Below are 24,506 nucleotides of genomic sequence, written 5' to 3'. Positions count from 1 at the left end.
CTTTCTATACTGAGATCAAAATATACATTTATCGTTTTATTAAATTGATAATTGATTTAATTCATAGATAACTGCGTTTTTAAAAAATTATCAATACTCTGTAGAGAAGGATGGTTTATAACAATAATAAAAAACAATACCCTTAACTGCTTGTAAACTGAGTAACGCGCTATTACTGCTTTCAGTGAAACGCATTAAGGTCTTTATCCGATATGGCATGCTCATTTTGCCGCTTCACTTGACGTCACTTTCGCTCTGACGCCCCGACTAATGCATGCCTTAAATTATTAAAGTTGTTGAATTTTAAGAATATTTTGCAATTTTTTGACTTTGGTTTATCATTTAATAAAGATGGTTAAAAAGTAAACGAATACTCAATTATAAAACCGTAGCATTCTTTATTTTGGGTACGATAAGTCAGTTGTCTATCGTTTTTGTCAGTAGTTAATACTGTCAGTTGTGAGGGCGTCGTGGATAAATCGAATCAAATAGATCAGTTATGGCCTATCGCTGCATATTTTTTAATATTGGCGGCAATGCTGGCGGTGATGATGTTATTGTCTCACTTTTTGGGGCCTAAAACTAAAAGTCGCGCAAAAAACACACCTTATGAATCTGGCATCATTTCAGTGTCAGACAACAAAACACGTTTTACCAGCCATTTTTTTCTCTACGCTATTTTCTTTGTTATTTTCGATTTAGAAACGATTTATCTGTTCGCTTGGGTAATTGCATTTGATGAAGTGGGTTGGTTAGGATTTATTGAAGCGAGCATTTTTATAATCGTTTTGCTGGTTGCCCTGATCTATATCTGGCGCATTGGTGGCTTATCACTGAAAAAGCGTCACTTACCTTATCGACTATCACAATTAACTAATCCTAGTGCAACCCCCCCTAAATCATCACATCAATTTACTGATAATTCGAGAGGTGCTTAATGGAGTGGTCGTTAACAAAAGCTAAATTAGATGAAGCCATGGCGCAAGCTCAACAAGTTTCTGAAGAAGAGCTTAAGCGAAATGTCTTTATGGCCAAGCTTGATGATATGGTGAATTGGGGGAGAAAAAACTCAATCTGGCCATTTAATTTTGGCTTAAGTTGTTGTTATGTAGAAATGGCAACCAGCTTTACTTCTCGACATGATATTGCTCGTTTTGGTGCTGAAGTCATCAGAGCAACACCAAGACAAGCCGATTTGATGGTGATCTCTGGCACTTGCTTTCGAAAAATGGCGCCTGTGATCCAACATCTATATGAACAATTATTAGAACCTCGTTGGATCATCTCAATGGGCTCTTGTGCAAATTCTGGCGGTATGTACGACATATATAGTGTTGTGCAAGGCGTTGATAAATTTATCCCTGTTGATGTTTATGTGCCCGGTTGTCCTCCCAGACCTGAAGCCTTATTGGAGGCGTTATTATTATTGCAAAACTCTATTGCCCATCAGCCAAGACCATTAAGCTGGGTGGTTGGCGAACAATCTGTGTCACAAATCGCGAAACCTTCATTACGTGACATCAAACACGAACATCGCATGAATGTCACTAATCTTGATGAGCCGGATTCAATTTAATGGCGAATATAGACTTAAAAGCCAGTAAAGATTGGCAACCGACTCACGTGTTACCTATTTGTGACGAAATACAAGCAATCGCCGATCATTTAGTGTTAACGCCGGTTACAGCGATTGAAAATATTGTTGATGGTATAGAGACATTTTGGCTGGATAAAAAGCAATTAACACAATTAATGCAAGTACTTAGGTTTGACTTATCAGAGCCGTTTGATATGTGTTTTGATATCAGCGCTATCGATGAGTCTGAAAGGCAGCATGTTGCAGGCCTCGTCAGTGATTTTACGGTTAGTTATCACTTGCGATCTTATCAAAGAAACCAAGACATTCGCATTAAAGTTGCCCTAACTAACGATGATAAAACCTTAGCAAGCGTTTGTTCATTTTGGCCAAATGCCAACTGGTATGAACGTGAAGTATGGGACATGTTCGGTATTATTTTTGAGGGACATCCGCATTTAACGCGAATTTTAATGCCCAATACCTGGCAAGGTCACCCACTATTGAAAACCCATCCTGCTCGTGCCACTGAAATGGATCCTTTCGTACTTCCTCCTCATAAGCAAGATGAAGAGCAACAAGCCTTACAATTTAACCCTGAAGCCTGGGGAATGAAACGCCAGAGCCAAGATAATGATTTTATGTTCTTAAATCTTGGTCCAAACCATCCTAGTGTTCATGGCGCGTTTCGCATTGTGCTACAAATGGACGGCGAAGAAATTGTCGATTGTGTTCCTGATATCGGTTATCACCATCGCGGTGCTGAAAAAATGGGCGAACGTCAATCTTGGCATAGTTATATTCCCTATACCGACCGTATCGATTACCTCGGTGGCGTGATGAATAATTTTCCCTATGTGATGGCGGTGGAAAAATTAGCGGGAATTGAAGTACCTGAGCGGGCGAAAATGATCCGCATTATGACCTCTGAAATGTTTCGTATCCTTTCTCATTTACTCTTCTATGGCACCTTTGCTCAAGATATTGGTGCACTTTCGCCAATATTTTATATGTTTGTCGATCGAGAAAAACTCTTTGGCATTATTGAAGCCTTTACTGGGGCAAGAATGCATCCAAGTTGGTTTCGTATTGGTGGCATAGCTTCAGACTTGCCAAAAGGTTGGGATAGCTTAGTGCGTGATTACGTTAATTATTTGCCTAAGCGACTCGATGAATATGAAAAAATGGTGATGCAAAACAGTCTTCTGAAAAAAAGAACGGTTGATGTTGGCGCTTATTCAACGAAAGAAGCCATTGAATGGGGGATTACAGGACCTGGATTACGGGCTACCGGCTTTTCTTGGGATCTACGTAAACAACGACCCTATAGCGGTTATGAGCAATTTGATTTTGAAGTGCCACTTGGTCATAAAGGTGATTGTTACGATCGTTGTCGTGTCCGCGTTGAGGAAATGCGTCAAAGCATTCGTATTATTGAGCAATGCTTAAATAATATGCCTGAAGGTCCTTACAAGGCAGAACATCCGCAAACTACGCCGCCAAATAAAGCAAATACCATGACAGATATCGACAGTTTGATCCCACACTTTGTCAATGTTTCTTGGGGACCAACTATTCCAGCAGGAGAGGTTTCAATGAGTGTTGAAGCCACAAAAGGCATTATGGCTTATCACTTGATTAGTGATGGCTCAACCATGAGTTATCGCACCCGTATTCGCACGCCAAGTTTTGCTCATTTACAAATGCTACCGGTGATCTGCAAAGGGCAAATGGTAGCAGATTTAATCGCCACGTTAGGCAGTGTTGATTATGTCATGGCTGATGTTGATAGATAGAGGAGGAAGTTGCATTGGAAATCATTAAAACAATTACAGTACATCCAAAAGATTACTTAACCTCACAAGAATTGGCAGAAATTGATCATGAAATTAGCATTATGGAAACTCGCGAGGCGGCCGGCATTGAAGCGTTAAAAGTTGTGCAAGCACATCGCGGTTGGATCAGTGACGAGTCGTTACATGTTATCGCGACTTATTTACGGATGTCGTCAGCTGAATTGGAGGGTGTCGCAACATTTTACAATTTGATTTATCGACAACCTGTTGGCAAATATGTGATCCATCTTTGTGATAGTGTGAGTTGTCACTTAACGGGTTATCAACAAGTGCTCAATGCCATAGTACAACACCTTAATATTGGCTATGGACAAACGACTGAAGATAACCTTTTTACTTTGCTATCAAATGTTTGCTTAGGCGGCTGTGATAAGGCGCCTGTGATGATGATAGGCAAACAACACTATGAGCATTTAACCCCGGAAAAAGCCGTTGAAATCATCACAGCTTTGCAAAATCAAAATCAAAATGAAAACGTTGAGGTTGAATTATGAATGCCTTAACTCATCCATTGACCCATTTAGTTAATTTACAATCGCCTTTGAATTTAAATGAATATTCTCAACAAGGTGGTTATTTAGGCGCTGAAAAAGCGTTGAAAGAGTATAGCCCGTCGCAAGTGCTCGATATTGTGAAAAATTCACAATTAAAAGGCCGTGGCGGTGCGGGCTTTCCAACTGGGATGAAATGGAGCTTTGTACCACATTATGATGAATCAGATGCACGCAGCCAAGATAATAAATACTTAGTCTGTAACGCTGATGAGATGGAGCCGGGCACTTTTAAAGATCGTTTATTACTCGAAGGTGTGCCTCATCAATTAATTGAAGCTATGATTATAGCTGCCTATACCATAGGCGCTAATAAAGCCTATATATTTTTACGTGGCGAATATCATCTCGCGGCAAAACGTATCGAATCTGCGTTGAAAGAGGCTTATCAAGCTAATTGGCTAGGGGAAAATATTCAAGGCAGTGAGTATCAGCTAGATTTATATTTACATACTAGTGCCGGGCGTTACATCTGTGGTGAAGAAACGGCCTTGATTAATGCGCTTGAAGGTAAACGTGCTAATCCTCGTGCTAAGCCGCCATTTCCTCAAGTAGCAGGTTTATTTGGCAAACCTACAATTGTTAATAATGTCGAAACTTTAAGTAACCTTCCTCATATTCTTAAAAATGGTCCTGATTGGTTTATTAACATCAGCCCTAATAGTGATGCCGGCAGTAAAATATATGGTGCATGTGGTCGGATAAAAAATCCTGGTTTATGGGAATTGCCTATGGGGGTCACGATTGGTGAAGTGCTTAATACACATGCTGGCGGCATGCAAGATGGCTTGAAGCTTAAAGGCTTGTTACCAGGCGGCGCATCAACAGACTTTCTATTGCCTGAACATTTAGATACTCCGATGGATTATGACTCTATTGCTAAAGCAGGAAGCCGATTAGGTACCGGTGGTTTAATTGTCTTAGATGATAAGAATTGTCCTGTGGCTATGGTGTTAAATCTTTTACAATTTTTTGCACAAGAATCGTGTGGTTGGTGTACACCTTGTCGTGATGGGACTCCATGGGCGGTTGAAATATTAACGCGTATTGAACAAGGAAAAGGCACCATTGACGACATCGATTCGCTGTTAAAATTATGTGATTTTATGTGGATAGGCAAAACCCACTGTGCATTAGCCCCTGGTGCCGTTGAGCCATTAAAAAGCGCGTTAACGTATTTTAATGATGAATTTATGCAACACATTGAACATGGTTGTTGCCCTTATCATGGAGCTTACTAAGATGAGTGATGATAACAACACGCCAAATACAGTTACTGTGTATATTGATGATCAACCCTATCAAGTGAGTACCGACGATAATTTATTGGCTGGCGTGCTTTCACAAAAACTAAACCTACCTTATTTTTGTTGGCACCCTTCAATGGGCTCTGTTGGCGCATGTCGACAATGTGCTGTTACTCAATATCAAGATGAAAATGATCAACGCGGCCGTTTAGTCATGGCTTGCACAACACCTGTTACAGACGGCATGCGCATTAGTTTAAAAGACAGTCAATCTGAAACTTTTAGAGAGCAAGTTATTTCAGCCATGATGACTAATCACCCGCATGATTGTCCGGTTTGCGCTGAAGGTGGTGAATGTCATTTACAAGATATGACGGTAATGACAGGTCATAGCACACGAGAATATAAAGGCGACAAGCGCACCTTTGTTAATCAAAATTTGGGTGAATTTGTTGGTCATGAAATGAATCGTTGTATTACTTGTTATCGCTGTGTTCGTTATTACAAAGATTATGCTGGCGGTACTGATTTCGGTGTGTATGGCACAAGTAATAAAGTGTGTTTTGGTCGCCAAGAAGAAGGGCAACTTGAAAGCGAATTCAGCGGTAATTTAATTGAAGTTTGTCCAACGGGTGTTTTCACCAATAAACTCTTTTCTGCCCACTATACGCGAAAATGGGATTTACAATCGGCTCCTTCCATTTGTTCATTTTGCTCCGTTGGTTGTAATACTAGCGTTGGTGAGCGTTATGGCAGTGTTCGACGAGTGATGAATCGTTATAACTATGACATAAATGGTTATTTTTTATGTGATAAAGGACGATTTGGTATTGGTTTTGTTAATGGGTTGACTCGGATTAGAAAAACCAAAGGGATCTCGCCACAATTCCCTAATAAACTGAGCCGCTTAGATGTAAGTAAAGCCTTAGTACATTTTAAAGGAAAGCACTTTATCGGTGTTGGCTCTGCCCGTGCTTCATTTGAAGCAAACTATTATTTGCAACAACTTGTTGGAAAAAAACAATTCTCTCTAGGTTATAGCCACAATGAAATGGTATTTGCAGAGCAACATCAACAATTTTTAAAGCATCATAAAGCGCCTAGTTTAGCTGAAATTGAGCAAAGCGATTTTGTGCTTATTATTGATGAAGATATTACCCAAATTGCTCCAAGAATAGCGCTTTCGGTGCGTCAAGCATTACGTAATGCAAGTATTGAACAAGCTGAAAAACTGGGCGTGCCTTCATGGCAAGACAGTGCCGTGAGAACTATAGGAGGTAACACCCTCTCACCATTGTATTTACTGCAAAGTAAAGCAACTAAATTAGACGATGTTGCTGAAGCGGTGATATTGCAAAAAACGCAAGACACCATTGAACTGCTACATTTGTTTACCACCTTGCTTCAAAATAATCATGAATTGTCAAAATTAAGTGATGATAATGTTTCGTTGTTGAATAAATTATTAGCGGCTAAAAAGCCTTTAATTGTAGGTGGTTGGAGTCATCAATCATCCGCTTTATTTAGCGCAACCATTGAATTTATTGCGGTGTTGTCTAAGGCTAAACATACTTTACGAGCGTGTTTATTACCGCCCGAAGCCAATAGTATTGGGCAATTAGCCTTGATGGATGAAAACAGTTTATCGATTGAACAAGTCCTCTATAAGGTCATGGATACAGAAGATGAAATCGATGGTCTTATCCTGTTAGAAAATGACTTTGCGGTGCTCAATGATGCACAGCTAAATTGTTTAAAAGAAACGGATAAAACTATCATTTGTTTAGATCACAGTGACAATCAAATAACGGCTTTGGCTGATATTATTTTTCCTGCTGCGCCGATCACAGAAAGTGATGGGCATTTGGTCAATTATCAAGGTCAAATCCAAGCCTTTTATCAAGTCCATCCAAGTGTTTTACCGGTGCAAGAGAGTTGGCGTTGGTTATCATTAATTGCTAAAGCTATTTACCCTAAACATGCCCTTGCACAAGAAGTTGATTCATTAGCAGAACTTCATCAGCTCTTTTTTCAACAAGATGCAAATTGGCCGCTGAATACAGCGGCAAACGCTAATGATGCTAAGGCTATTAAAGCAATAGCAAGAGAGCCTCATCGAGCTAGCGGTCGCACGGCTAAAATGGCCAATATCAGTGTTCATGAAGCGAAAGTTAGTCAAAGTACAGACAATTATCGATTTTCAATGGAAGGTGGAGATTTAAATCATGCTACAGAAATGCCTTTTACTTGGTCTCCTGGCTGGAATTCAAATCAATCAATTCATCAATTTCAACGAAAGGTAGCCGGGCAGTTAACCCATCAAGCAAACGCCCAGTTTATTGATTTCACTGACATTAAACGTGTAATAGAGCCTCGAACACCTTTAAGTGAGCATCAGCAATGTTTTTACCCGCAAATACCATGGCACCGAAGCGGTTTGCAATCGAGTTTGAATCCGGAATTTGCTTTATTACATCAAGTAAATAAGGTTTTTATGTCATCAACCGAAATAGCGAAAAGACAATTAATGGAAAATCATTGGGTGAGCCTTGAACTTACCGCTGCGTGTACCGGTGAAAAAAGACAATATATTGCGCAACTTTTGCTGGATGAAAAACTAACCGGTGATTTAATTTATGGTGATATCGACCAATTGCCTGATCGAATTTATAGCGAGGTTAGTGTCTCAATTGCAAGTGCACAACAAGTAGAAAGTTATCAAAACCGGTGTCAACAATTACGACAAAAAGCAAATCAAGATAAAGCGTTGATCCTTGAAAAACTTAAAGTACAAGACGCTTATATTCCAATTCGATTAGTCTCAGGAGGGTTAGATAATGCCTGAAATGATTTGGAAACTCGTTGAAATATCTATCATTATTGCCTTATTGATCCCTATGGCAGCCATGTTAGTGTGGGTTGAGCGCCGTATGATAGGTATATGGCAAGACCGTTTAGGACCTAATCGAGTAGGGCCTTTTGGGATTTTGCAGTCTTTTGCCGATTTATTAAAAATTCTCGGCAAAGAAGATTGGATCCCACCTTTTAGTGAAAAGTTAGTTTTTACCTTAGCACCAATTATTGGTGCCGTTTGTGTATTGATGAGTTTTGCGGTGATCCCTTTTGCCCCTGATATTGGCGTTTCTGATCTAAATATCGGTTTGTTGTTTTTTCTCGCGATGGCTTCACTGGCAGTTTACTCCGTTGTATTGGCGGGCTGGGCTTCAAATTCGAAATATGCCTTACTTGGCGGCATGAGAGCGGCGGCGCAAACGGTGAGTTACGAAGTGTTCATGGGCTTATCCGTGATGGGGGTGGTGATACTTTCGGGGAGTTTTAATTTACGCGAGGTCGTATTAGCGCAATCGGAAGGGTGGTTTATTCAATCACAATTTATTGGCTGTTTTGTTTTTTTAGTGGCGGGTATTGCTGAAAGTCATCGTTTGCCATTTGATTTACCAGAAGCTGAAACGGAGTTAACCGCAGGCTTTCATACCGAATATTCAGGCTTGAAATTCGCCTTATTCTTTTTAGGAGAATATTTAGGCGTGACATTAATTTCGGCAATGTCAGTGGTGTTATTTTTTGGTGGTTGGTTAATGCCCGCACCTTTAGATACATGGTTGCCAGCGATAGTGTGGTTTATCGTTAAAATTGCTTTTTTCATTTTATTTTTTATTCTCCTTCGCACCTCATTACCACGGCCAAGGTTCGATCAGTTATTAGCGTTTGGTTGGTTAGTGATGTTACCACTGGCGCTTTTTAATTTATTGGCCACCGCAGCACTCAAACTGATGGAGGTATTGTAATGTTTAGTCAATTAAGAACCATGTGGTTAGTGCTAAAACATACATTTACTAAGGCGGATACGGTTGAATACCCTGAACAAAAACCATACCTAGCGCCAAGATATAGAGGGCGTATTGTCTTAACAAGAGAGCCTAATGGCGAAGAGCGTTGTGTTGCCTGTAATTTATGTGCGGTAGCTTGCCCTGTTGATTGTATCGCTTTGCAACAAACCATTGATGATGACGGAAGAAAGCGAGCCGAATTTTTTCGGATAAATTTTTCTCGTTGTATTTTATGTGGGTTTTGTGAAGAAGCCTGTCCTACTTATGCCATTCAGTTAACCCCAGATGTTGAGTTAGCCGAATATGACCGTCAAAATTTGGTGTACGAAAAAGAACATTTGTTAATAAAAGGTGTCGGTAAATATCCTGATTATAGTTTTTATCAACAGTCAGGTATCAAAATAAAAGACAAAGATAAAGGGGAAGGCGTACAAGAGAAACCGCCGATTGATGTGAAGGGGTTAATGCCATGATTGTTCGTTTTGCTTCAATTGAATCGTTATTTTATCTAGCGGCCTTGATTGCCATAATCGCCAGTTTAAAAGTGGTGACGCAAAAAAATACCGTGCATGCCTTGTTATATTTAGTCGTATCTTTGCTAGCTGTTGCCGTTTGTTTTTATTTGATGGGAGCTCCTTTCGCCGCCGGTTTAGAGGTCATTGTTTATGCTGGCGCAATTTTAGTGTTATTTGTTTTTGCCATTATGATGTTTGGTTTAAAAAATGATGAAACGAAGTATGCCCCGCAAAGTAAAGGATTAACGATTTGGCTTGGCCCATGTGTATTAGCGGTATTATTGCTGGTCGCCTTATTGTTTTCTTTTGATAGCGCTGATATTCAGCAGCAACTCAATGCAACCGTCATAAGCTCTAAAGAAGTGGGTATTCTGCTTTATGGTCCGTATTTACTTGCGGTTGAAATAGCCTCTTTTCTTTTATTAGCCGGTCTTGTCGCTGGTTATCATTATGCAAAACCTGACGCCCAAGGAGGTCATTTATGACAGCCATACCACTTGAGCACGTATTAATTTTGGCTTGCATTCTTTTTACCATCGGTTTTTTTGGTGTGATCGTTCGAAAAAACACGTTGTTTATGTTGATGAGTTTAGAAGTAATGCTAAATGCGGTCGGCGTTGCATTTATTGGTGCAGGCAGTGTGTGGCAGCAAGCAGATGGACAAGTGATGTTTATTTTAATATTAACATTGGCGGCAGCAGAAGTGGCCGTTGGACTCGCGTTACTTATTCGTTTACAGCAAAGGTTTAAGTCTCTCGATATCGACTGTTTAAGCCAATTAAAAGGGTAGGAGTGATCATGTTATTAAGTCTGTTACCTTTTTATCCGTTAATCAGTTTCTTATTAATAGTTCTATTAAAAAAACAACTGTCATGGTGGCAAACTAGCGTGCTAAGTGTTGGTGCTATGTTGATATGCGCTATTACGAGTTTAGTGTTATTAAATACATTAAATCAAGCACCTGATGGGGTCATTACCTCTCATTTATGGCGGTGGTTTTCATTAAGTGATGGCGATAGTTTTGCCAGTGTTAATTTTTCTTTTTATCTTGACGCATTATCTGCAGTGATGATTTGCGTTGTGTCTTGTGTGGGTTTTCTTATTCACCTTTTTGCCGCTGTTTATATGAAAGAAGATGAGAATTTTTCTCGCTTTATGGCGTATATGAATTTATTTATCGTTGCGATGCTGATTTTGGTTTTAGCCGATAATTTAGTTTTGCTTTATTTAGGTTGGGAAGGCGTTGGCCTGTGTAGTTTTTTACTGATTGGTTTTTGGTATCAAGAAAAAGCCAATGTATTAGCAGCAAGAAAAGCTTTTATTGTCACGCGCATCGGCGACACGTCAATGGCAATAGGGCTCTTTATGCTCTTTAACTCCTTAGGTAGCGTAAATATTGTTGAAGTGAATGAGCTTGCCACGGCTCAATGGCAAGTTGGGAATAATGACGCTTATTGGATTTGTTTATTGTTGCTAGGTGGCGCGGTAGGAAAATCAGCGCAACTACCTTTACAAACATGGTTGCCTGACGCGATGGCTGGGCCAACACCCGTAAGCGCCTTGATTCATGCGGCAACTATGGTAACGGCAGGTGTTTATTTAATTGCGCGGATGAACGGCTTATTTATCTTGTCACCGCAAGTGATGAATTATGTTGCCTGGATTGGAGCAAGCACTTTACTTCTAGCCGGCTTTGCTGCGCTGGTACAGTCTGATATCAAACGAGTTTTAGCTTATTCCACCATGAGTCAAATAGGTTATATGATGTTAGCTTTAGGTGCTGGTGCTTGGTCTGCGGGTATTTTTCATTTGATGACTCACGCTTTTTTCAAAGCGTTACTGTTTTTAACTGCAGGTGCGATTATTTATGCATTACATCATCAACAAAATATTTTTAAAATGGGAGGCGTGTTAAAGCGGTTACCGTTTGAGTCAGGTCTGTTTATTATTGGCTTGATCTGTCTGATGGCGTTACCGGGAACGTCTGGCTTTTTTTCAAAAGAAGCCATTATTGCTCATCTTTGGTCTTCACCAACTGCGGGGCAGGCCTTATGGTGGTGTGCCATTTTAGGTGCATTACTAACCAGTATTTATAGCTGTCGGCTATTTTTTATTGCTTTTTTAAGTAAAGAGCGGTTCAGTCATCAAGTTGAAAACTTATCAAGTGTAGGATTAAAAATATCGTTAATTACGTTAGCTGTTTTATCCCTTGTTGGCGGTTTTCTCGCTCCTGATTTATCAACCGTTTTCGCTAAAGCGTCTCAAGAGGTGAGTCATATGGTTGAGCCTCAATGGTTACATGCTGTGGCTATTGCGACACCTATCATTGGCATTGTGTTTTCTTGGTTTTATTTTAGCAAGTATCGCAGTGTAGAGCCTATGAACTACCAAAAGGCTGAACAAAACCAAAACCCGATTGTTCGCTTTTGTTTTTCAGGGCTTGGTTTTGATCGTTTATATGAAATACTTTTGATCAAACCTTTTGTTGCTATTGCTCGTTTAAATAAACGTGATGTGGTTGATCAATTAGTGATGAGTCTTACTTGGTATATTGGCTTATGGCGAGACGTATTAGTATATAGTCAAAATGGTTTAATGCGTTGGTATGCTGCAGCCTTTGCAATAGGTTTGGTCTGCTTTATTGGAGGCTGGTTATTATGATCATTTCTTTACTGATGATTGGGCTTGTTTTATCGGGTGGTTTTGCTTGGTATATGGAAACAAAACGGTCAGGTCAAGCAAAGTTTATTGCCTTGTTAGCAACACTAGTACTAGGATTTAGTTTTACCCTTTATATTGTTACCTCGCCTGATAGTTTTGCCGATTTAGTGTTACTAACCAATGTGACATGGATTTCGGTGTTTAATATCCGTTATATGATCGCTTTAGATAACTTAAGTAACTTGTTGTTAATACTAACGTTCATACTAACTGTTGTGGCTATTTTAATTTCATGGCGTGAGATCACTCATCGACAAGGTTTCTACTATTTTAATTTATTAACCACTATTGCAGGTATTATTGGGGTATTTACTGCAGTAGATATGTTTCTATTTTTCTTCTTCTGGGAAGTGATGCTGTTACCGATGACTGCATTGATAGCGATATGGGGACATGAAAATCGTCAATTTGCGGCAATTAAATTTTTCATATTCACTCAAGTGAGTAGTTTATTAATGCTCATTGCTATTATCATGATGGCTTTTCTTCATAAGCAACAAGTAGGTCAGTTAAGTTTTGCTTATGAAGACTGGTTAACTTTAACCCTTACTGCAGATTATTCTTATTATTTAATGTTAGGATTTTTTATTGCTTTTGCAGTTAAGCTGCCTTCTTTTCCTGTGCATAGTTGGTTACCTGATGCTCATACGCAAGCACCAACGGCAGGCAGTGTTTTACTTGCCGGTATTTTATTAAAAACAGGGGCGTATGGTTTAATTCGCTTTGTGATCGTCTTATTTCCTCAAGCGAGTGCTGAGTTTGCGCCAATTGCTGCGGTGTTAGCTTTAATCAGTATTTTATATGGCGCGAAAATGGCTTTTGCACAAACCGATTTTAAACGATTAGTCGCTTACAGCAGTATTAGTCATATGGGCTTTGTAATGTTGGCGTTATTTGCTTTTAATGCTAATGCCTTTCAAGGGGCGGTTATTACCTTAGTTGCTCATGGTTTAAGCAGTGCGGCATTATTTGCCTTTGCAGGCATGATTTATGCGCGTATTCACTCACGAGACTTAAGGCAGATGGGAGGTTTTTGGCGATCATCGCCAGTGATGGGAGGTTTTGCTTTAGCATTTGCTGCTGCGGCATTTGGTATGCCGGGCTTGGCGAACTTTATTGGTGAATTTTATAGTTTGATTGGCGCATTTCAACGTTTTCCTTTGATCACTATCCTTGCCGCTTTAGGCATTATAGGTTCAGCGATTTATGGCATGTTACTGTTTCAGTCGAGTTTTCAGGGGCCGGTAAAAAACAGTTTTATTGATTTATCGATAAGAGAAGGATTTATCGCGGCAAGTCTTTTTATTTTTCTGTTAGTACTCGGACTATTTCCAAATTTAGTGTTGCAGTATTCTTATAATGGAGGGCTATAACCATGGATTTACTTGCCCTTAGTATGATTATCCCACAATTAATTATTGCTGCAGGTATTGTTTTAGCTATGTTGTTAGTGGCATGGCGAAGAAGTCAGCAACTTATTGCAAACTTCACTTTGTTTATTTTAATACTTTCATTGGTTGCGACGATTAATGGTTTTGGGGTCGATAAATTATCGGTCACTCAGTTATTAGCGGTTGATGATTATAGCCGTTTTGCTTTTATTTTAGTGTTATCGGCAACTATGATTTGTTTGTATTTGAGCAAAATAATGCTTAAACAAGTCGAAGACGTACATGACGAATATTACTTATTATTATTATTAGTGGTGTTAGGGGCTGGAATTTTAGTTGTTAGTGATCATTTTGCTAGTTTATTTCTAGGTTTTGAATTATTAAGCATCGCATTGGTTGGTTTAGTTGGTTATTGCCGAAAAGCGCCCAATGCCGTTGAAACCGGATTTAAATATCTGATTTTAAGTGCCAGTGCATCGAGTTTTATGTTACTTGGCATTGCATTTATTTATGCTCAAACGGGTGATTTAAGTTTTACACAGTCAAGTATAGAAAATACTGGTTTGACTATACCTTTGCTTTACCAAATTGGTTTTATGCTGTTTTTTTCAGGGGTAGCGTTCAAGTTATCTTTGGTGCCTTTTCATTTTTGGACACCAGACGTTTATCAAGGAGCAAGTTCTCCTGTAGCTATGTTATTAGCGACTGTTTCTAAGTGTGCGATGTTTATCGTGTTATTAAAATGTTGTTATACCGCAACAAACTTGGCGGTATTACAGCATGAAAAGCTCTTTGAATTTATATCGTGGATTGCCATTTTATCGATGATTGTCGGTAATAGCCTGGCATTAAAACAACAATCGATTAAGCGCTTGCTGGCTTATTCTTCAATTGCACATATGGGTTATCTGTTAATTGTAGTGCTGATCAGTAACAGCAGTGGACTTAATATGGCATGGCAGAGTGTGTTGTTTTATTTAACTGCTTACCTTTTGGCGAATGCGTCAATTTTTACGGTAATAACTTTGATGGATCGAGACCGTGATGTGTACCTCGATGTTACGATTAACGATTGGTGTGGATTATTTTGGCAGCAGCCTTTGAAAGCATGCTTGTTAATCTTTTCTTTGTTAAGCTTTGCAGGCATCCCCTTAACAGCTGGGTTTATTGGTAAGTTTTATTTAGTCAGTTTAGCGGCTAATCAATCACTTTGGGCATTATTAGCTGCGCTGATTATCGGTAGCGGTATTGCTTTAGCTTATTATTTACCGGTTATATTTTCGTTGTTTTCGCAAGATCAAGTGAGTGATGATAAACATACCGTTTCTATGTCGCTGCTTGAAAAGTTTGTCGTTACCTTATTTATTTTTACTGGCTTAGCAATTGGTATTTTTCCTGATGCTATCGGTAGTGTATTACAGGCGATTTAATTCTTTATAAAATAATGACTTGGTTAATTTAACAAACTTATTGTTTTCTTGACTATTTATAGGCTGTTAAATAAATCAGTTAATACAAGTTTATTTTTAACTCATTGTTAAATTTATAAAAATTATATTGGCGCGATGTTTGTATACATCCTTGGTAAATTGATCCGTACGATGATCTTTTATTTATTATTCAAGGAATATTGCAAATGAAACATATAAAAATAATTACAGCTATTACGCTTGCAACATTAATGAGTGGTTGCGTAGTGATCGCTTCTTCACCTTCTCGCGCAGATTTTCATATCCAAAAAGAACTATCCTTAGACGCTAGTTCTTTAACGGCTTTAGATATTGAAACAGGTAGTGGTTCATTAACGGTGGTTGGTGATGCAGAGTTAACTGAAATTCAAGTGACTGCTGATATTTATATGGATAAAAAATATACCGATAACTATGAACTTTCTTTAAATAAGTCGGGAAGTTCTGGCTTTTTTGTGGCGAAAAATCATAGTACATCAGGCTATTGGGTAGGCAACTCACCGCATATTGACGTAGTTATTCATCTGCCTAAGTCTATGTCGATAGCGATTAATGATGGCTCTGGTGATATTGAAGTGAAAAACATACTTGGTCAACTGGATATAAAAGATGGCTCGGGTGGTGTATTGGTTCAAGATATTGAAGGCGATACCAATATTAATGATGGCTCTGGGGAAATAGACGTGAGTCAAGTTAAAGGTAATTTGCATGTTATTGATGGCTCAGGTGAAATAAATATTAATGAAATTAAAGGCAATATTGAAATAGATGATGGCTCAGGAACTATTTACGTGAGTAATATTCAAGGTAGTGCTGATATTGATGATGGTTCTGGTGATTTAACCGTAAAACAAATTACCGGTATGGTTACCATTGATGATGGTTCAGGCAGTATTACGGTCGATAATGTCGGTGGGTTGAAAATCTTAGAATCAGGCTCAGGTGGCTTAACAGTTGATAATGTTAAAGGCGGATTTAATATAGATAGCTAGTCGGTAATTAACTTAATTGTGTCGTTAAATAACGCTAAATTGCAATAATTTAGCGTTTAGTTGGGTTTTACTTGCTTCTATTTTAAACATCTGTATAATGCGCGCCTCGATATCAGGTCGTTGGATGTACCTGATATATTTATTATAGTGTGGGGTTATCCCAATAGACTTGCCCAGCTAGTTTCCTAACTAAGCTTTAGAATGTGCCTTGAGTCTTCCGGTGGTTTCCTCGTTATTGAACGCAGGGGTTGTTAGTTTACAGCTATACCTGCCATTGAGAAGACAAAATTTATGTTAAATATTGACAATGCCTCTGTAGGCTTTGATGCCCTTGGTTTGCCTGAAAATCTATTATCTGCCCTTAAAACACTTGGTTTTGATAATGCAACACCCATTCAATCAAAGACAATTCCACCTTTATTAGAAGGTTATGATGTCTTAGGTGAGGCGCAAACTGGTACCGGTAAAACGGCGGCTTTTGGCTTACCTGCCTTAGCTAAAATAGATACTTCAATTAGAAAACCACAATTGATGGTGTTAGCACCAACACGTGAATTAGCCATGCAAGTTGCAGAAGCAATTGAGTCATTCGCGAAAAATATTAATGGACTTAAGGTTGCTACTTTATATGGTGGTCAATCTTATGGCCCACAATTTCAGCAATTAGAGCGTGGTGCACAAGTAGTTGTTGGCACACCTGGCCGTTTAATGGATCACTTACGTCGTAAGAGTCTTAAATTAGACCAGTTAAAAGTTTGTGTGCTTGATGAAGCTGATGAAATGTTAAACATGGGCTTTTTAGAAGACATTACTTGGACATTAGATCATGTGCCTGAATCTACACAAATGTGTTTATTTTCAGCAACAATGCCAGCTGGTATTCGTAAAATTGCTAATCGATTCTTAAAAGATCCGGTACATGTAAAAATTGCCGCGGTTAAGAAAGAAAAAGCTAACATTACACAATATGCGTGGAAAGTTAGCGGCATTCAAAAAATTACAGCCTTAACACGTATTGCTGAAATCGTTGAATACGATGCGATGATTATTTTTGTACGTACCCGTAACGATACAGTTGATGTGGCTGAAAAATTAGAGCGTGCAGGTTATCCGGCTTTAGCGCTTAATGGTGATATGAACCAACAACAGCGTGAACGTACGATTGACCAATTAAAATCAGGTGGCTCTTCTATTCTAGTTGCTACTGATGTAGTGGCACGTGGTTTAGATATTCCTCGTATTTCTTTAGTTATTAACTATGATTTACCGAGCGATAATGAATCATATGTTCATCGTATTGGTCGTACGGGTCGTGCGGGTCGTGAAGGGACATCAATCTCTTTTGTTCGTCCGCGTGAAATGTATTCATTACGTCATTACGAACGTTTAACTTCAGGGGTAGTGAAACCTTACGACTTACCAAATATTCAAGAAATTGGTAAAAAACGTATCGAAAGAACACGCACTGAAATAGCTGAAATAATTGCTGAAAAAGATTTATCAGCAATGCGCGAAATTATTGAAGGTATGGCTGCAGAGTCTGAACTTTCTATGACAGATTTAGCGGCAGCTTTATTGTTCCAAAAACAATTAAAGCAACCTTTACAGCCGAAAGAAGATCCTAAACCTCGTCGTGATGCGCGTTCAGAAAATCGCAATGATAGAGATGGACGTGGTCGAAATGACTCTCGTCGTGATGCTCGTGGCGAAGGTCGTGGTAGAGATAACCGCGGTGGTCGTGATAATGGTGCTGAACGTGCTCCTCGTAAAGCAAAAGAAGTACGTAACGATGTAGATTGGCAAACTTACCGTTTAGAAGTTGGTAAAGAGCATGGCGCTAAACCTGGTGATATTGTTGGTGCTATTGCTAATGAAATTTCACTTGATAGCAGTTACATTGGCCAAATTAATTTACATGAACGTCATACTTTTGTGCAATTACCAAAAGGTATGCCTGATAAGTCATTTAAACAATTAAAGAATGTTCGCATTAGACGTCAAGCATTAGAAATTTCAGTTTCAGATGCGGCTTTGGTTAAAGACCGTCCTCGTCGTTCAAATAGAACTGAGCGTCCAAGACGCGCAAACTAAGTATTAATACTGATAAGCAGTAATATTTAAAGGAAAGGCGAGTCATCTGACTCGCCTTTTTTGTTTGTTGATTTTGTTTTTTTATTAGTGTAATTAATGAGTTAGATAAATAATCAAATAAACTTATTTTGCTAATTCAACCAATACCGCGGTATACATTTTTAAATTAAGCACAAATTGTTCTACCGTTATAAACTCATGCTCAGAGTGCCCTGTATATTCAGCGCCAGGCATAGACGGACCAAAAGAAACCGCATTAGGAAATAAACGAGAGTTTGTACCGCCGCCAATTGAAATTGGCTTAGCATCGTCTATACCCGTGAAATGAGAAAAAACGGCTAACAATGTCTCAGTTTGTGGTGCCTTATCTTGTACAAAGGGGTCGCCGATATAATGATCTAATTCAGTTATATCTGCCATATTCTTTAACTTCCAGCTGGCAATGGCATGATTAATTTCATTTCGCAATTGCTGTGCACTCTTACCTTTTGGTCGTCTGATATTGATATTTAATTCGACATTGTTTTTATTTTGTTTGATTACTGTTGGTGACACTGTCATCGGTCCCATAAAGTCATCAGCGTAAGCGATACTGCCGAATTTTTTTCCTTCTAGGCCTAAGCCAATATTGTCGTTAATAAAATTAACTAAAGTTCCGGCACCATTGTTTGGCCAACGCGTATTCGACAATAAATCCGCTAAATAAGGGATAGCGTTCACACCTTCTTGAGGTTTAGAAGAATGTGCCGATTTTCCTAAAGCAGTAATGATCAATTGATTGTCTTTTAACGTCAGATCAAATGAGACTCCTTGATAAAATTGTACTTTATTCATTAATTTTTGCAGTAAAGATATGTCGGCATTTTCGATAATCGCTTTAGCGTCTTCAGGTATTTGGCTGCCAAAATATCCACCTTCAAAATGACTAATATATGGGTCTAAGCTGTTAGCTTTATTTTGTTTGTTAAATGCTATTTTCAACGTACCGTAGCCTTTTTCTGCGGTAACAACAGGGTATTCGGCATCTGTGGTAATATTGATTTCTGGTAACTGGTTCTCTTTAACATACGCTTGTAATGGTCCCCAGTCAGATTCTTCTGCCATATAAATATAAAGTTCTAATCGTTTAGATAATTTAATGTTTTTGTCTTTAATTGCTTTCATGGCGTAAAGTACAGTAGAAATTGGCCCTTTATCGTCTTCACTGCCACGAGCGATTAACTTGCCAGGCTCAGTGGTACTATCTAATTCAAAAGGTGACTTAGCCCATTTGGCAGGATTAACAGGTTGAATATCACCATGAGTGATAATGCCAACCCTATCTTCGCTGTCACCTAAACCGATTATCACCACATAACCGTCATCGTGATAATCTAAGCCTAAGTGCTTAGCTTGATCTTTTAATGTTGCTTTAAAGGCAATATGTTCTGGGTTATCAGTAGATTTTACTCCTTCAACAGCAACTGTATTGTGCTTTACCAGTTGGCTGAGGCTGTCAATCATGTCTTTTTTGTAGGTTTCTACTGCGTATTGTGCAGTATTTTTTGCTAGGTCACTCACTGTGTCTGCCATAGTATTATTAGTGAATATCAGCAAAGTTATTCCCAATAAAGCGTGTGATAGCAAGGATGAATTTTTCAAGTTTTTTAACACAAGATTTCCTTTCAGATATTAATAAAGTAACAAATCAGTTAACGTACAATATTTGATAGTAATGGTTGATCTCAAATATAAACTGATAACGTAGACCTCTAATATATTAACTGGTTCAAGGTAAAAACAGCTACAATAAATAAAAAAATAAACCTATACAGTTAGATAAAGCTTTAAACAGAATTTGATAATAGCAATAAGTGAAAAAACGTCAGTATTTGAAATACGCTATTATCGTCACATTTATATAAACAACACACTTAAACGAGCAATATATGTCAAACCTAAATATTAGAACTGCAACGATTGATGATGCAGCAACCATCTTATACTTTATTCGTGAACTTGCTATTTATGAAAAAGCGGAACATGAAGTGCTTGCGACAGAAGAAACAATCAAATCAAGTATGTTTGGTGAAAAGGGTGGTGTACATGGTTTAATTTGTGAACTTGATGGCAAAGCCATCGGGTTTTCAGTGTATTTTTACAACTACTCTACTTGGTTAGCAAAACCAGGTCTTTATTTAGAAGATTTATACGTTTCTCCAGAATATCGCGGCCAAGGGGCAGGGGTTGCATTACTAAAAAAACTAGCGAAAATTGCCTTAAATGAAGGTTGTGGTCGTTTTGAATGGAGTTGTTTAGATTGGAATACTCCTTCTCGTGAATTCTATGAATCACTGGGTGCTGAACCACAACATGAATGGCTAGGCTATAGAATGTCTGGAAAAACGTTACTAGACTTTGCCAAATAACGGCTAGTTAAAACGAAAAAAGAGCTTAATAAATAAGCTCTTTTTTTGATGGATGAAAGAATTCCCGACCTTTAGGTTAGTTGTTAAAGCACATTGCCAAATTTATCCTTTGCTGGTAATGCTTGAGAGTCAGGAAAAGTAGCTAAATCATTATCATCGAGAAGCCAAGGATTTAAACATTCTCTACTTTCAACGCATGGATCCGTTAAAGTATGCAGAAAATCAACCACTAAACTTACTTGAAATGGCGATAAGTTAGGCCTTGCACGTAAAGGTGCTGAAGCGATTATATTGTTATTTCGAGCGGCTTGTAAGTAATTTGCTATTTCAATTGAATTGGCGAACGAATCTGAAAATACATCTTCACAATTAACATTATGTTTTACCATTAATTGTTCAATTTGAGGTAAACGGCAAAAAGGTGAATTATTATTGATAGGAGCTTGATTGTCTCTTGCTGCAAACAACCGCTCTATTGCACGTCTAGGGTTATTATAATGTTCAACCACTTCTTCGAGAGTTTGATAGGCGCCGGTATGGCCATAAGGTGCAGTAACGGCCACATTTAGCAAACTTGGTGTTCTAAAATGATACCTATCATTACTGTTTCCCGTGATATTTTCACGACCAAAATCCTGACTTGTCTCTGTGGTACTAGGGTTTCCTTTACCGACTCCTATTTGAGGAAATGCGACTAAGTGATGACGAGAATTTGAAAAGTTATTGCCATTATGGCAAGCGACACAACCGGCGCCTCCTTGTTGACTAGGCGTAAAGAATAATATTGCGCCTTGTTTTTGGCTGTCAGTAATCGCTTGAGTATTTCCTGATAAATAGGACTGCCATGGATTATTTACAAATAGCATTGAGCGTTCATATTCTCCTATTGCATCAAACACGCGGTTTATGGTTACTTCTTGATCGCCATATACTTGTGAAAATTCACTTGGCCACGTTGTTGATATGTTACCAATGTCATTATTTAACCGAGCAACAAGTGCTGAGCGTAACGTTTGATTATTGGATGATGCTGCAAAACTGCCACGCATTTCCTCGCCTGAAGTGACTGGGAATCTTGCTTGAGCATTCACTAATGTGGCACCTGGTGGAATATTTTGATCTGGACGTCTTCTGCCTTGCTGATCAATGGTTGAATCAGGCGTGAGTATGGCGCCGTTTCGTGTTCTTTCTACGCGACTGTCCCAGAATAGCCCTTGGTTATATAGCGCAATGTTAAAAAGTGAAGGGGCGTTTCGCGGAACGACAGGGTGATTATTATTTTCATTAAATCGGCCATGACCAAGTAAGTCATGTGCTTGATTATCTAACTCATCAACAGCATCAACGCCAACAGAAAGAGATAGTTCATCACCGCCACCTAGCATAGGATGATGGCAACTTACGCATGCGGCACTTTGTTCCCCACCTAAGTTTTTACTGAAAAATAATTTTTTTCCCAATTGTACTTTTTGATCTGACACGGGAAGAACATCAATATTGCTAAGCTCAATGGGGAGAATATTTTGTTGACTAATAATATTTTGTAATTGCTCATCAATATTTTCATTAGTAGGTTCAGTTCGGCTCGGAGGCTGTGGTTGGCCAGGCGGTTGTGGTTGAGGTTGACCGGGGGGCTGCTGTGGAGGAGGACGTCTTGGGCCTTCTTGCGCAAAACCTTGATTAATGAGTATACCGCTTAATAGAATAACGTTTGTTACTGATTTTATGTTCATATGATTACTCACTTATCGCTAATATTATTTCGTCATCATTTAGGGGCTGTTGATCTTTAGCCGAATCCTTCGGACAGCGTTTGTTGGTTATTTTTACGGCGTAATCGCCTTTTTATGTGGAACAACCCTATTACAAAGGCTCTGCCTTGTTTAAATACCCAACAAAATGCGGAAAAAACAATCTCGAAAGATCAACAGCCCCTAATTTACTCGTCAAATGTGCAGCAAATGTGTAAATAAAGGGCAAATTTTAAGGAAGCGAGAATTACCACTAGGTAATCGTGTGATGAAATAGTAATCTTAGTAAAGATTAAATGATAAAAATCTAAGAAAACAAGTCAGTTACACTTTTTAAAAATAAAATGTAAAAGGAACAATCAAGGTTATTAATGAGAATACAAAATAAATTATTCAGTGTTTTGATTGTATTTGCCACAGTTCTAGTGGTGTCTTTAGTGAGCTTGATGAAGTGGAGTCTTGATAAAGGCATGATTGAGTATGTCAATCAGCGAGAAATTAGTGAACTTCGTCCTTTTATGCAGCAACTCGCCATTATTTATCAACAAAATAGTAGTTGGGAAAGTTTAAGAGGGGCTGATCGTGATTTTGATTTTATGCTCAGAGAAGCATTATTAAATAGTGACTTTGCACTGCCACCACACTCAGCAGGAATGCCTCGCTTTCGTTCTGAGTTAGGACAAGCTCCACGCTTTCACGAAAAAAAGCGCTTTGAAAGACGGTCAGTTTATGGTGAAAGTGACCATAGAAAAGAAAGTAAAATACCACCACAAGAGCAAAAACAAGCCCGTAGACAAGGACATCCTCAACATAGACCCTACAATGGACAAGCGCATCCTAGAAGCGGTCAACCTCCGAAAAAGCCTATGGGTAAAGCTGAGGGAATTCCTCATCCTATGAGTAATAATGTTCAAACAGATAATCTTCGAGCACCGGTTAGAAAGCATGCGGTAAGTTATGCCCTATTAGATGCGAATAAAAATTATGTGGTTGGTTATTTTCCAAAAGAGCGGGAATATAGCTATACGCCGTTAAAGATTAATCAGCAAGTGATTGGTTTTATGGCTATATCAAAAAGAAACCGGTTAGCGCAGGGTTATGAGTTTGACTTTGTTGAGCAACAAAAAAACTATCTTTGGTATATTTCTGCTGCGGTTATGCTGTTGGTGATGATGATCACTTACCCGTTCGCGCGGCATATAATATCGCCAATACGTACTTTTACTAAAGGAATGCGTCAACTGACTCAAGGTCAGTATAAATCACACATATCTATTGAGCGAAAAGATGAGTTTTCTCAGTTATCGAGAGATTTTAATGAACTTGCCAAAACCTTAATGGAGAATGAAAGTGCGAGAAAACGTTGGTTAGCTAATATTTCACATGAACTTAGAACGCCAGTTGCTATATTAAAAGGTGAGCTTGAAGCGGTTATTGACGGCGTAAGAGAGTTATCGTTAGAGCATGTACACTCAGCCCATCAGGAAGTTACTCATTTACAAAGATTAATTAGTGACTTACACGCATTAACGAGTGCTGATATTGGTGGGATGAGCTACAGGAAGCAAACTATCGACGTGGTTGTTTTCCTCGACCAACAAGTAGAAAAACTAGGCAGTTATCTTGCTCAAAAAGGTTTTACATTAGAAAAAGAGATCCCTCATGACAAAGCAATGATCTTTGCCGATCAAACTCGTTTATGTCAGTTATTGGAAAACCTAATCAATAACTGTATTAAATATGCCGAGTCAGGCACGATAGTTCGGCTATCATTACAAATTTACCATCTAGATAAAAAAATTAAAATTATCGTAGAAGATGATGGTGTTGGTGTTGAAGATAAACATTTGGCCTTATTGTTTGAACATTTGTACCGGGTAGAAGGCTCTCGTAATAGAGCAACCGGCGGGAGTGGTTTAGGTTTATCTATTTGCGCGCATATTGTGCAGGCTCATCAGGGTGAAATATACGCAGAAAAATCTCATTTAGGTGGTTTAGCTATTCATATATGTTTACCACTACAATAAAGATTATTGTTATTTTTCCCTTTATTTTTATACAGTAGATATGTCAGAAAGCTATGAATT

General features: G+C 38.7%; 19 protein-coding genes and 1 pseudogene. 18 read left to right on the top strand and 2 right to left on the bottom strand.

All coding sequences use genetic code 11. The features are described from left to right. The first annotated feature begins 470 nt into the window (after positions 1–470). The 15 genes from Q4493_RS00575 to Q4493_RS00505 all read left to right on the top strand — a co-directional run bounded on the left by Q4493_RS00575 (position 471) and on the right by Q4493_RS00505 (position 18,260). Positions 471–938, top strand: coding sequence for an NADH-quinone oxidoreductase subunit A (locus Q4493_RS00575; RefSeq protein ID WP_303448577.1), 468 nt, complete (start codon positions 471–473; stop codon positions 936–938). Continuing rightward, on the top strand, positions 938–1,576 hold the full coding sequence (locus Q4493_RS00570) for an NADH-quinone oxidoreductase subunit B family protein (protein WP_368506771.1): 639 nt from the start codon (positions 938–940) through the stop codon (positions 1,574–1,576). The genes Q4493_RS00575 and Q4493_RS00570 overlap by 1 nt, the downstream gene beginning before the upstream one ends. Continuing rightward, entirely contained in the window at positions 1,576–3,372 is a 1,797-nt protein-coding gene (nuoC, locus tag Q4493_RS00565) for an NADH-quinone oxidoreductase subunit C/D (RefSeq protein ID WP_368506770.1), read from the top strand. Before Q4493_RS00570 ends, nuoC begins: the two co-directional genes overlap by 1 nt. A 14-nt stretch (positions 3,373–3,386) precedes the next feature. Further along, entirely contained in the window at positions 3,387–3,926 is a 540-nt protein-coding gene (nuoE, locus tag Q4493_RS00560; protein WP_303448575.1) for an NADH-quinone oxidoreductase subunit NuoE, read from the top strand. Next, the gene (gene nuoF / locus Q4493_RS00555; protein ID WP_303448573.1) at positions 3,923–5,224 is read left to right on the top strand and encodes an NADH-quinone oxidoreductase subunit NuoF; all 1,302 of its coding nucleotides are present in this window, start codon (positions 3,923–3,925) and stop codon (positions 5,222–5,224) included. The genes nuoE and nuoF overlap by 4 nt, the downstream gene beginning before the upstream one ends. A 1-nt stretch (position 5,225) precedes the next feature. Next, positions 5,226–8,075, top strand: a complete 2,850-nt coding sequence (nuoG, locus tag Q4493_RS00550) for an NADH-quinone oxidoreductase subunit NuoG (RefSeq protein ID WP_303448572.1) — start codon at positions 5,226–5,228, stop codon at positions 8,073–8,075. After that, positions 8,068–9,039 carry an NADH-quinone oxidoreductase subunit NuoH gene (gene nuoH, locus Q4493_RS00545; RefSeq protein WP_303448571.1) on the top strand — a complete coding sequence of 324 codons (972 nt, stop codon included), beginning with the start codon at positions 8,068–8,070 and terminating at the stop codon, positions 9,037–9,039. Before nuoG ends, nuoH begins: the two co-directional genes overlap by 8 nt. Then, a complete protein-coding gene (nuoI, locus tag Q4493_RS00540; protein WP_303448570.1) occupies positions 9,039–9,554 on the top strand; it encodes an NADH-quinone oxidoreductase subunit NuoI in 516 nt (171 codons plus the stop codon). Before nuoH ends, nuoI begins: the two co-directional genes overlap by 1 nt. Further along, positions 9,551–10,081: an NADH-quinone oxidoreductase subunit J gene (gene nuoJ, locus Q4493_RS00535; protein ID WP_303448568.1), complete on the top strand. Its 531-nt coding sequence runs from the start codon at positions 9,551–9,553 to the stop codon at positions 10,079–10,081. The genes nuoI and nuoJ overlap by 4 nt, the downstream gene beginning before the upstream one ends. Further along, positions 10,078–10,386 (top strand): NADH-quinone oxidoreductase subunit NuoK, encoded by a 309-nt coding sequence (gene nuoK / locus Q4493_RS00530; protein WP_303448566.1) that lies wholly within the window; start codon positions 10,078–10,080, stop codon positions 10,384–10,386. Before nuoJ ends, nuoK begins: the two co-directional genes overlap by 4 nt. A gap of 8 nt (positions 10,387–10,394) precedes the next feature. Further along, positions 10,395–12,257 carry an NADH-quinone oxidoreductase subunit L gene (gene nuoL / locus Q4493_RS00525; RefSeq protein WP_303448564.1) on the top strand — a complete coding sequence of 621 codons (1,863 nt, stop codon included), beginning with the start codon at positions 10,395–10,397 and terminating at the stop codon, positions 12,255–12,257. Continuing rightward, positions 12,254–13,690 carry a NuoM family protein gene (locus tag Q4493_RS00520; protein ID WP_303448563.1) on the top strand — a complete coding sequence of 479 codons (1,437 nt, stop codon included), beginning with the start codon at positions 12,254–12,256 and terminating at the stop codon, positions 13,688–13,690. Before nuoL ends, Q4493_RS00520 begins: the two co-directional genes overlap by 4 nt. Before the next feature lie 2 nt (positions 13,691–13,692). Further along, positions 13,693–15,138, top strand: coding sequence for an NADH-quinone oxidoreductase subunit N (locus Q4493_RS00515; protein WP_303448562.1), 1,446 nt, complete (start codon positions 13,693–13,695; stop codon positions 15,136–15,138). A 206-nt stretch (positions 15,139–15,344) separates the two neighbouring features. Beyond that, entirely contained in the window at positions 15,345–16,169 is an 825-nt protein-coding gene (locus Q4493_RS00510; RefSeq protein ID WP_303448560.1) for a hypothetical protein, read from the top strand. Positions 16,170–16,460: 291 nt separating this feature from the next. Beyond that, positions 16,461–18,260 carry a DEAD/DEAH box helicase gene (locus Q4493_RS00505; protein ID WP_303448558.1) on the top strand — a complete coding sequence of 600 codons (1,800 nt, stop codon included), beginning with the start codon at positions 16,461–16,463 and terminating at the stop codon, positions 18,258–18,260. A gap of 123 nt (positions 18,261–18,383) precedes the next feature. On the opposite strand, the gene Q4493_RS00500 is transcribed toward Q4493_RS00505, so the two are convergent. Beyond that, positions 18,384–19,856, bottom strand: coding sequence for a dipeptidase (locus Q4493_RS00500; RefSeq protein ID WP_303448557.1), 1,473 nt, complete (start codon positions 19,854–19,856; stop codon positions 18,384–18,386). Positions 19,857–20,188: 332 nt separating this feature from the next. Here Q4493_RS00500 and Q4493_RS00495 point away from each other — a divergent pair, with 332 nt between their 5' ends. After that, the gene (locus Q4493_RS00495; protein WP_303448556.1) at positions 20,189–20,668 is read left to right on the top strand and encodes a GNAT family N-acetyltransferase; all 480 of its coding nucleotides are present in this window, start codon (positions 20,189–20,191) and stop codon (positions 20,666–20,668) included. A gap of 83 nt (positions 20,669–20,751) precedes the next feature. Here the strand turns inward: Q4493_RS00495 and Q4493_RS00490 are convergent, their stop codons facing one another. After that, on the bottom strand, positions 20,752–22,401 hold the full coding sequence (locus Q4493_RS00490; RefSeq protein WP_303448554.1) for a cytochrome-c peroxidase: 1,650 nt from the start codon (positions 22,399–22,401) through the stop codon (positions 20,752–20,754). 56 nt (positions 22,402–22,457) lie between these two features. Here Q4493_RS00490 and Q4493_RS00485 point away from each other — a divergent pair. Further along, positions 22,458–22,637 (top strand): annotated as a pseudogene (locus Q4493_RS00485) (hypothetical protein); the annotation flags it as partial. 153 nt (positions 22,638–22,790) lie between these two features. Continuing rightward, positions 22,791–24,446 carry an ATP-binding protein gene (locus Q4493_RS00480; RefSeq protein WP_303448552.1) on the top strand — a complete coding sequence of 552 codons (1,656 nt, stop codon included), beginning with the start codon at positions 22,791–22,793 and terminating at the stop codon, positions 24,444–24,446. Positions 24,447–24,506 lie beyond the last annotated feature (60 nt).

It is taken from the genome of Colwellia sp. 1_MG-2023, from assembly GCF_030546755.1.
Lineage (GTDB): Bacteria > Pseudomonadota > Gammaproteobacteria > Enterobacterales > Alteromonadaceae > Thalassotalea_H.
The sequence above is the reverse complement of the archived record's forward strand: the minus strand, read 5'-3'. Positions and strand labels throughout refer to the sequence as shown.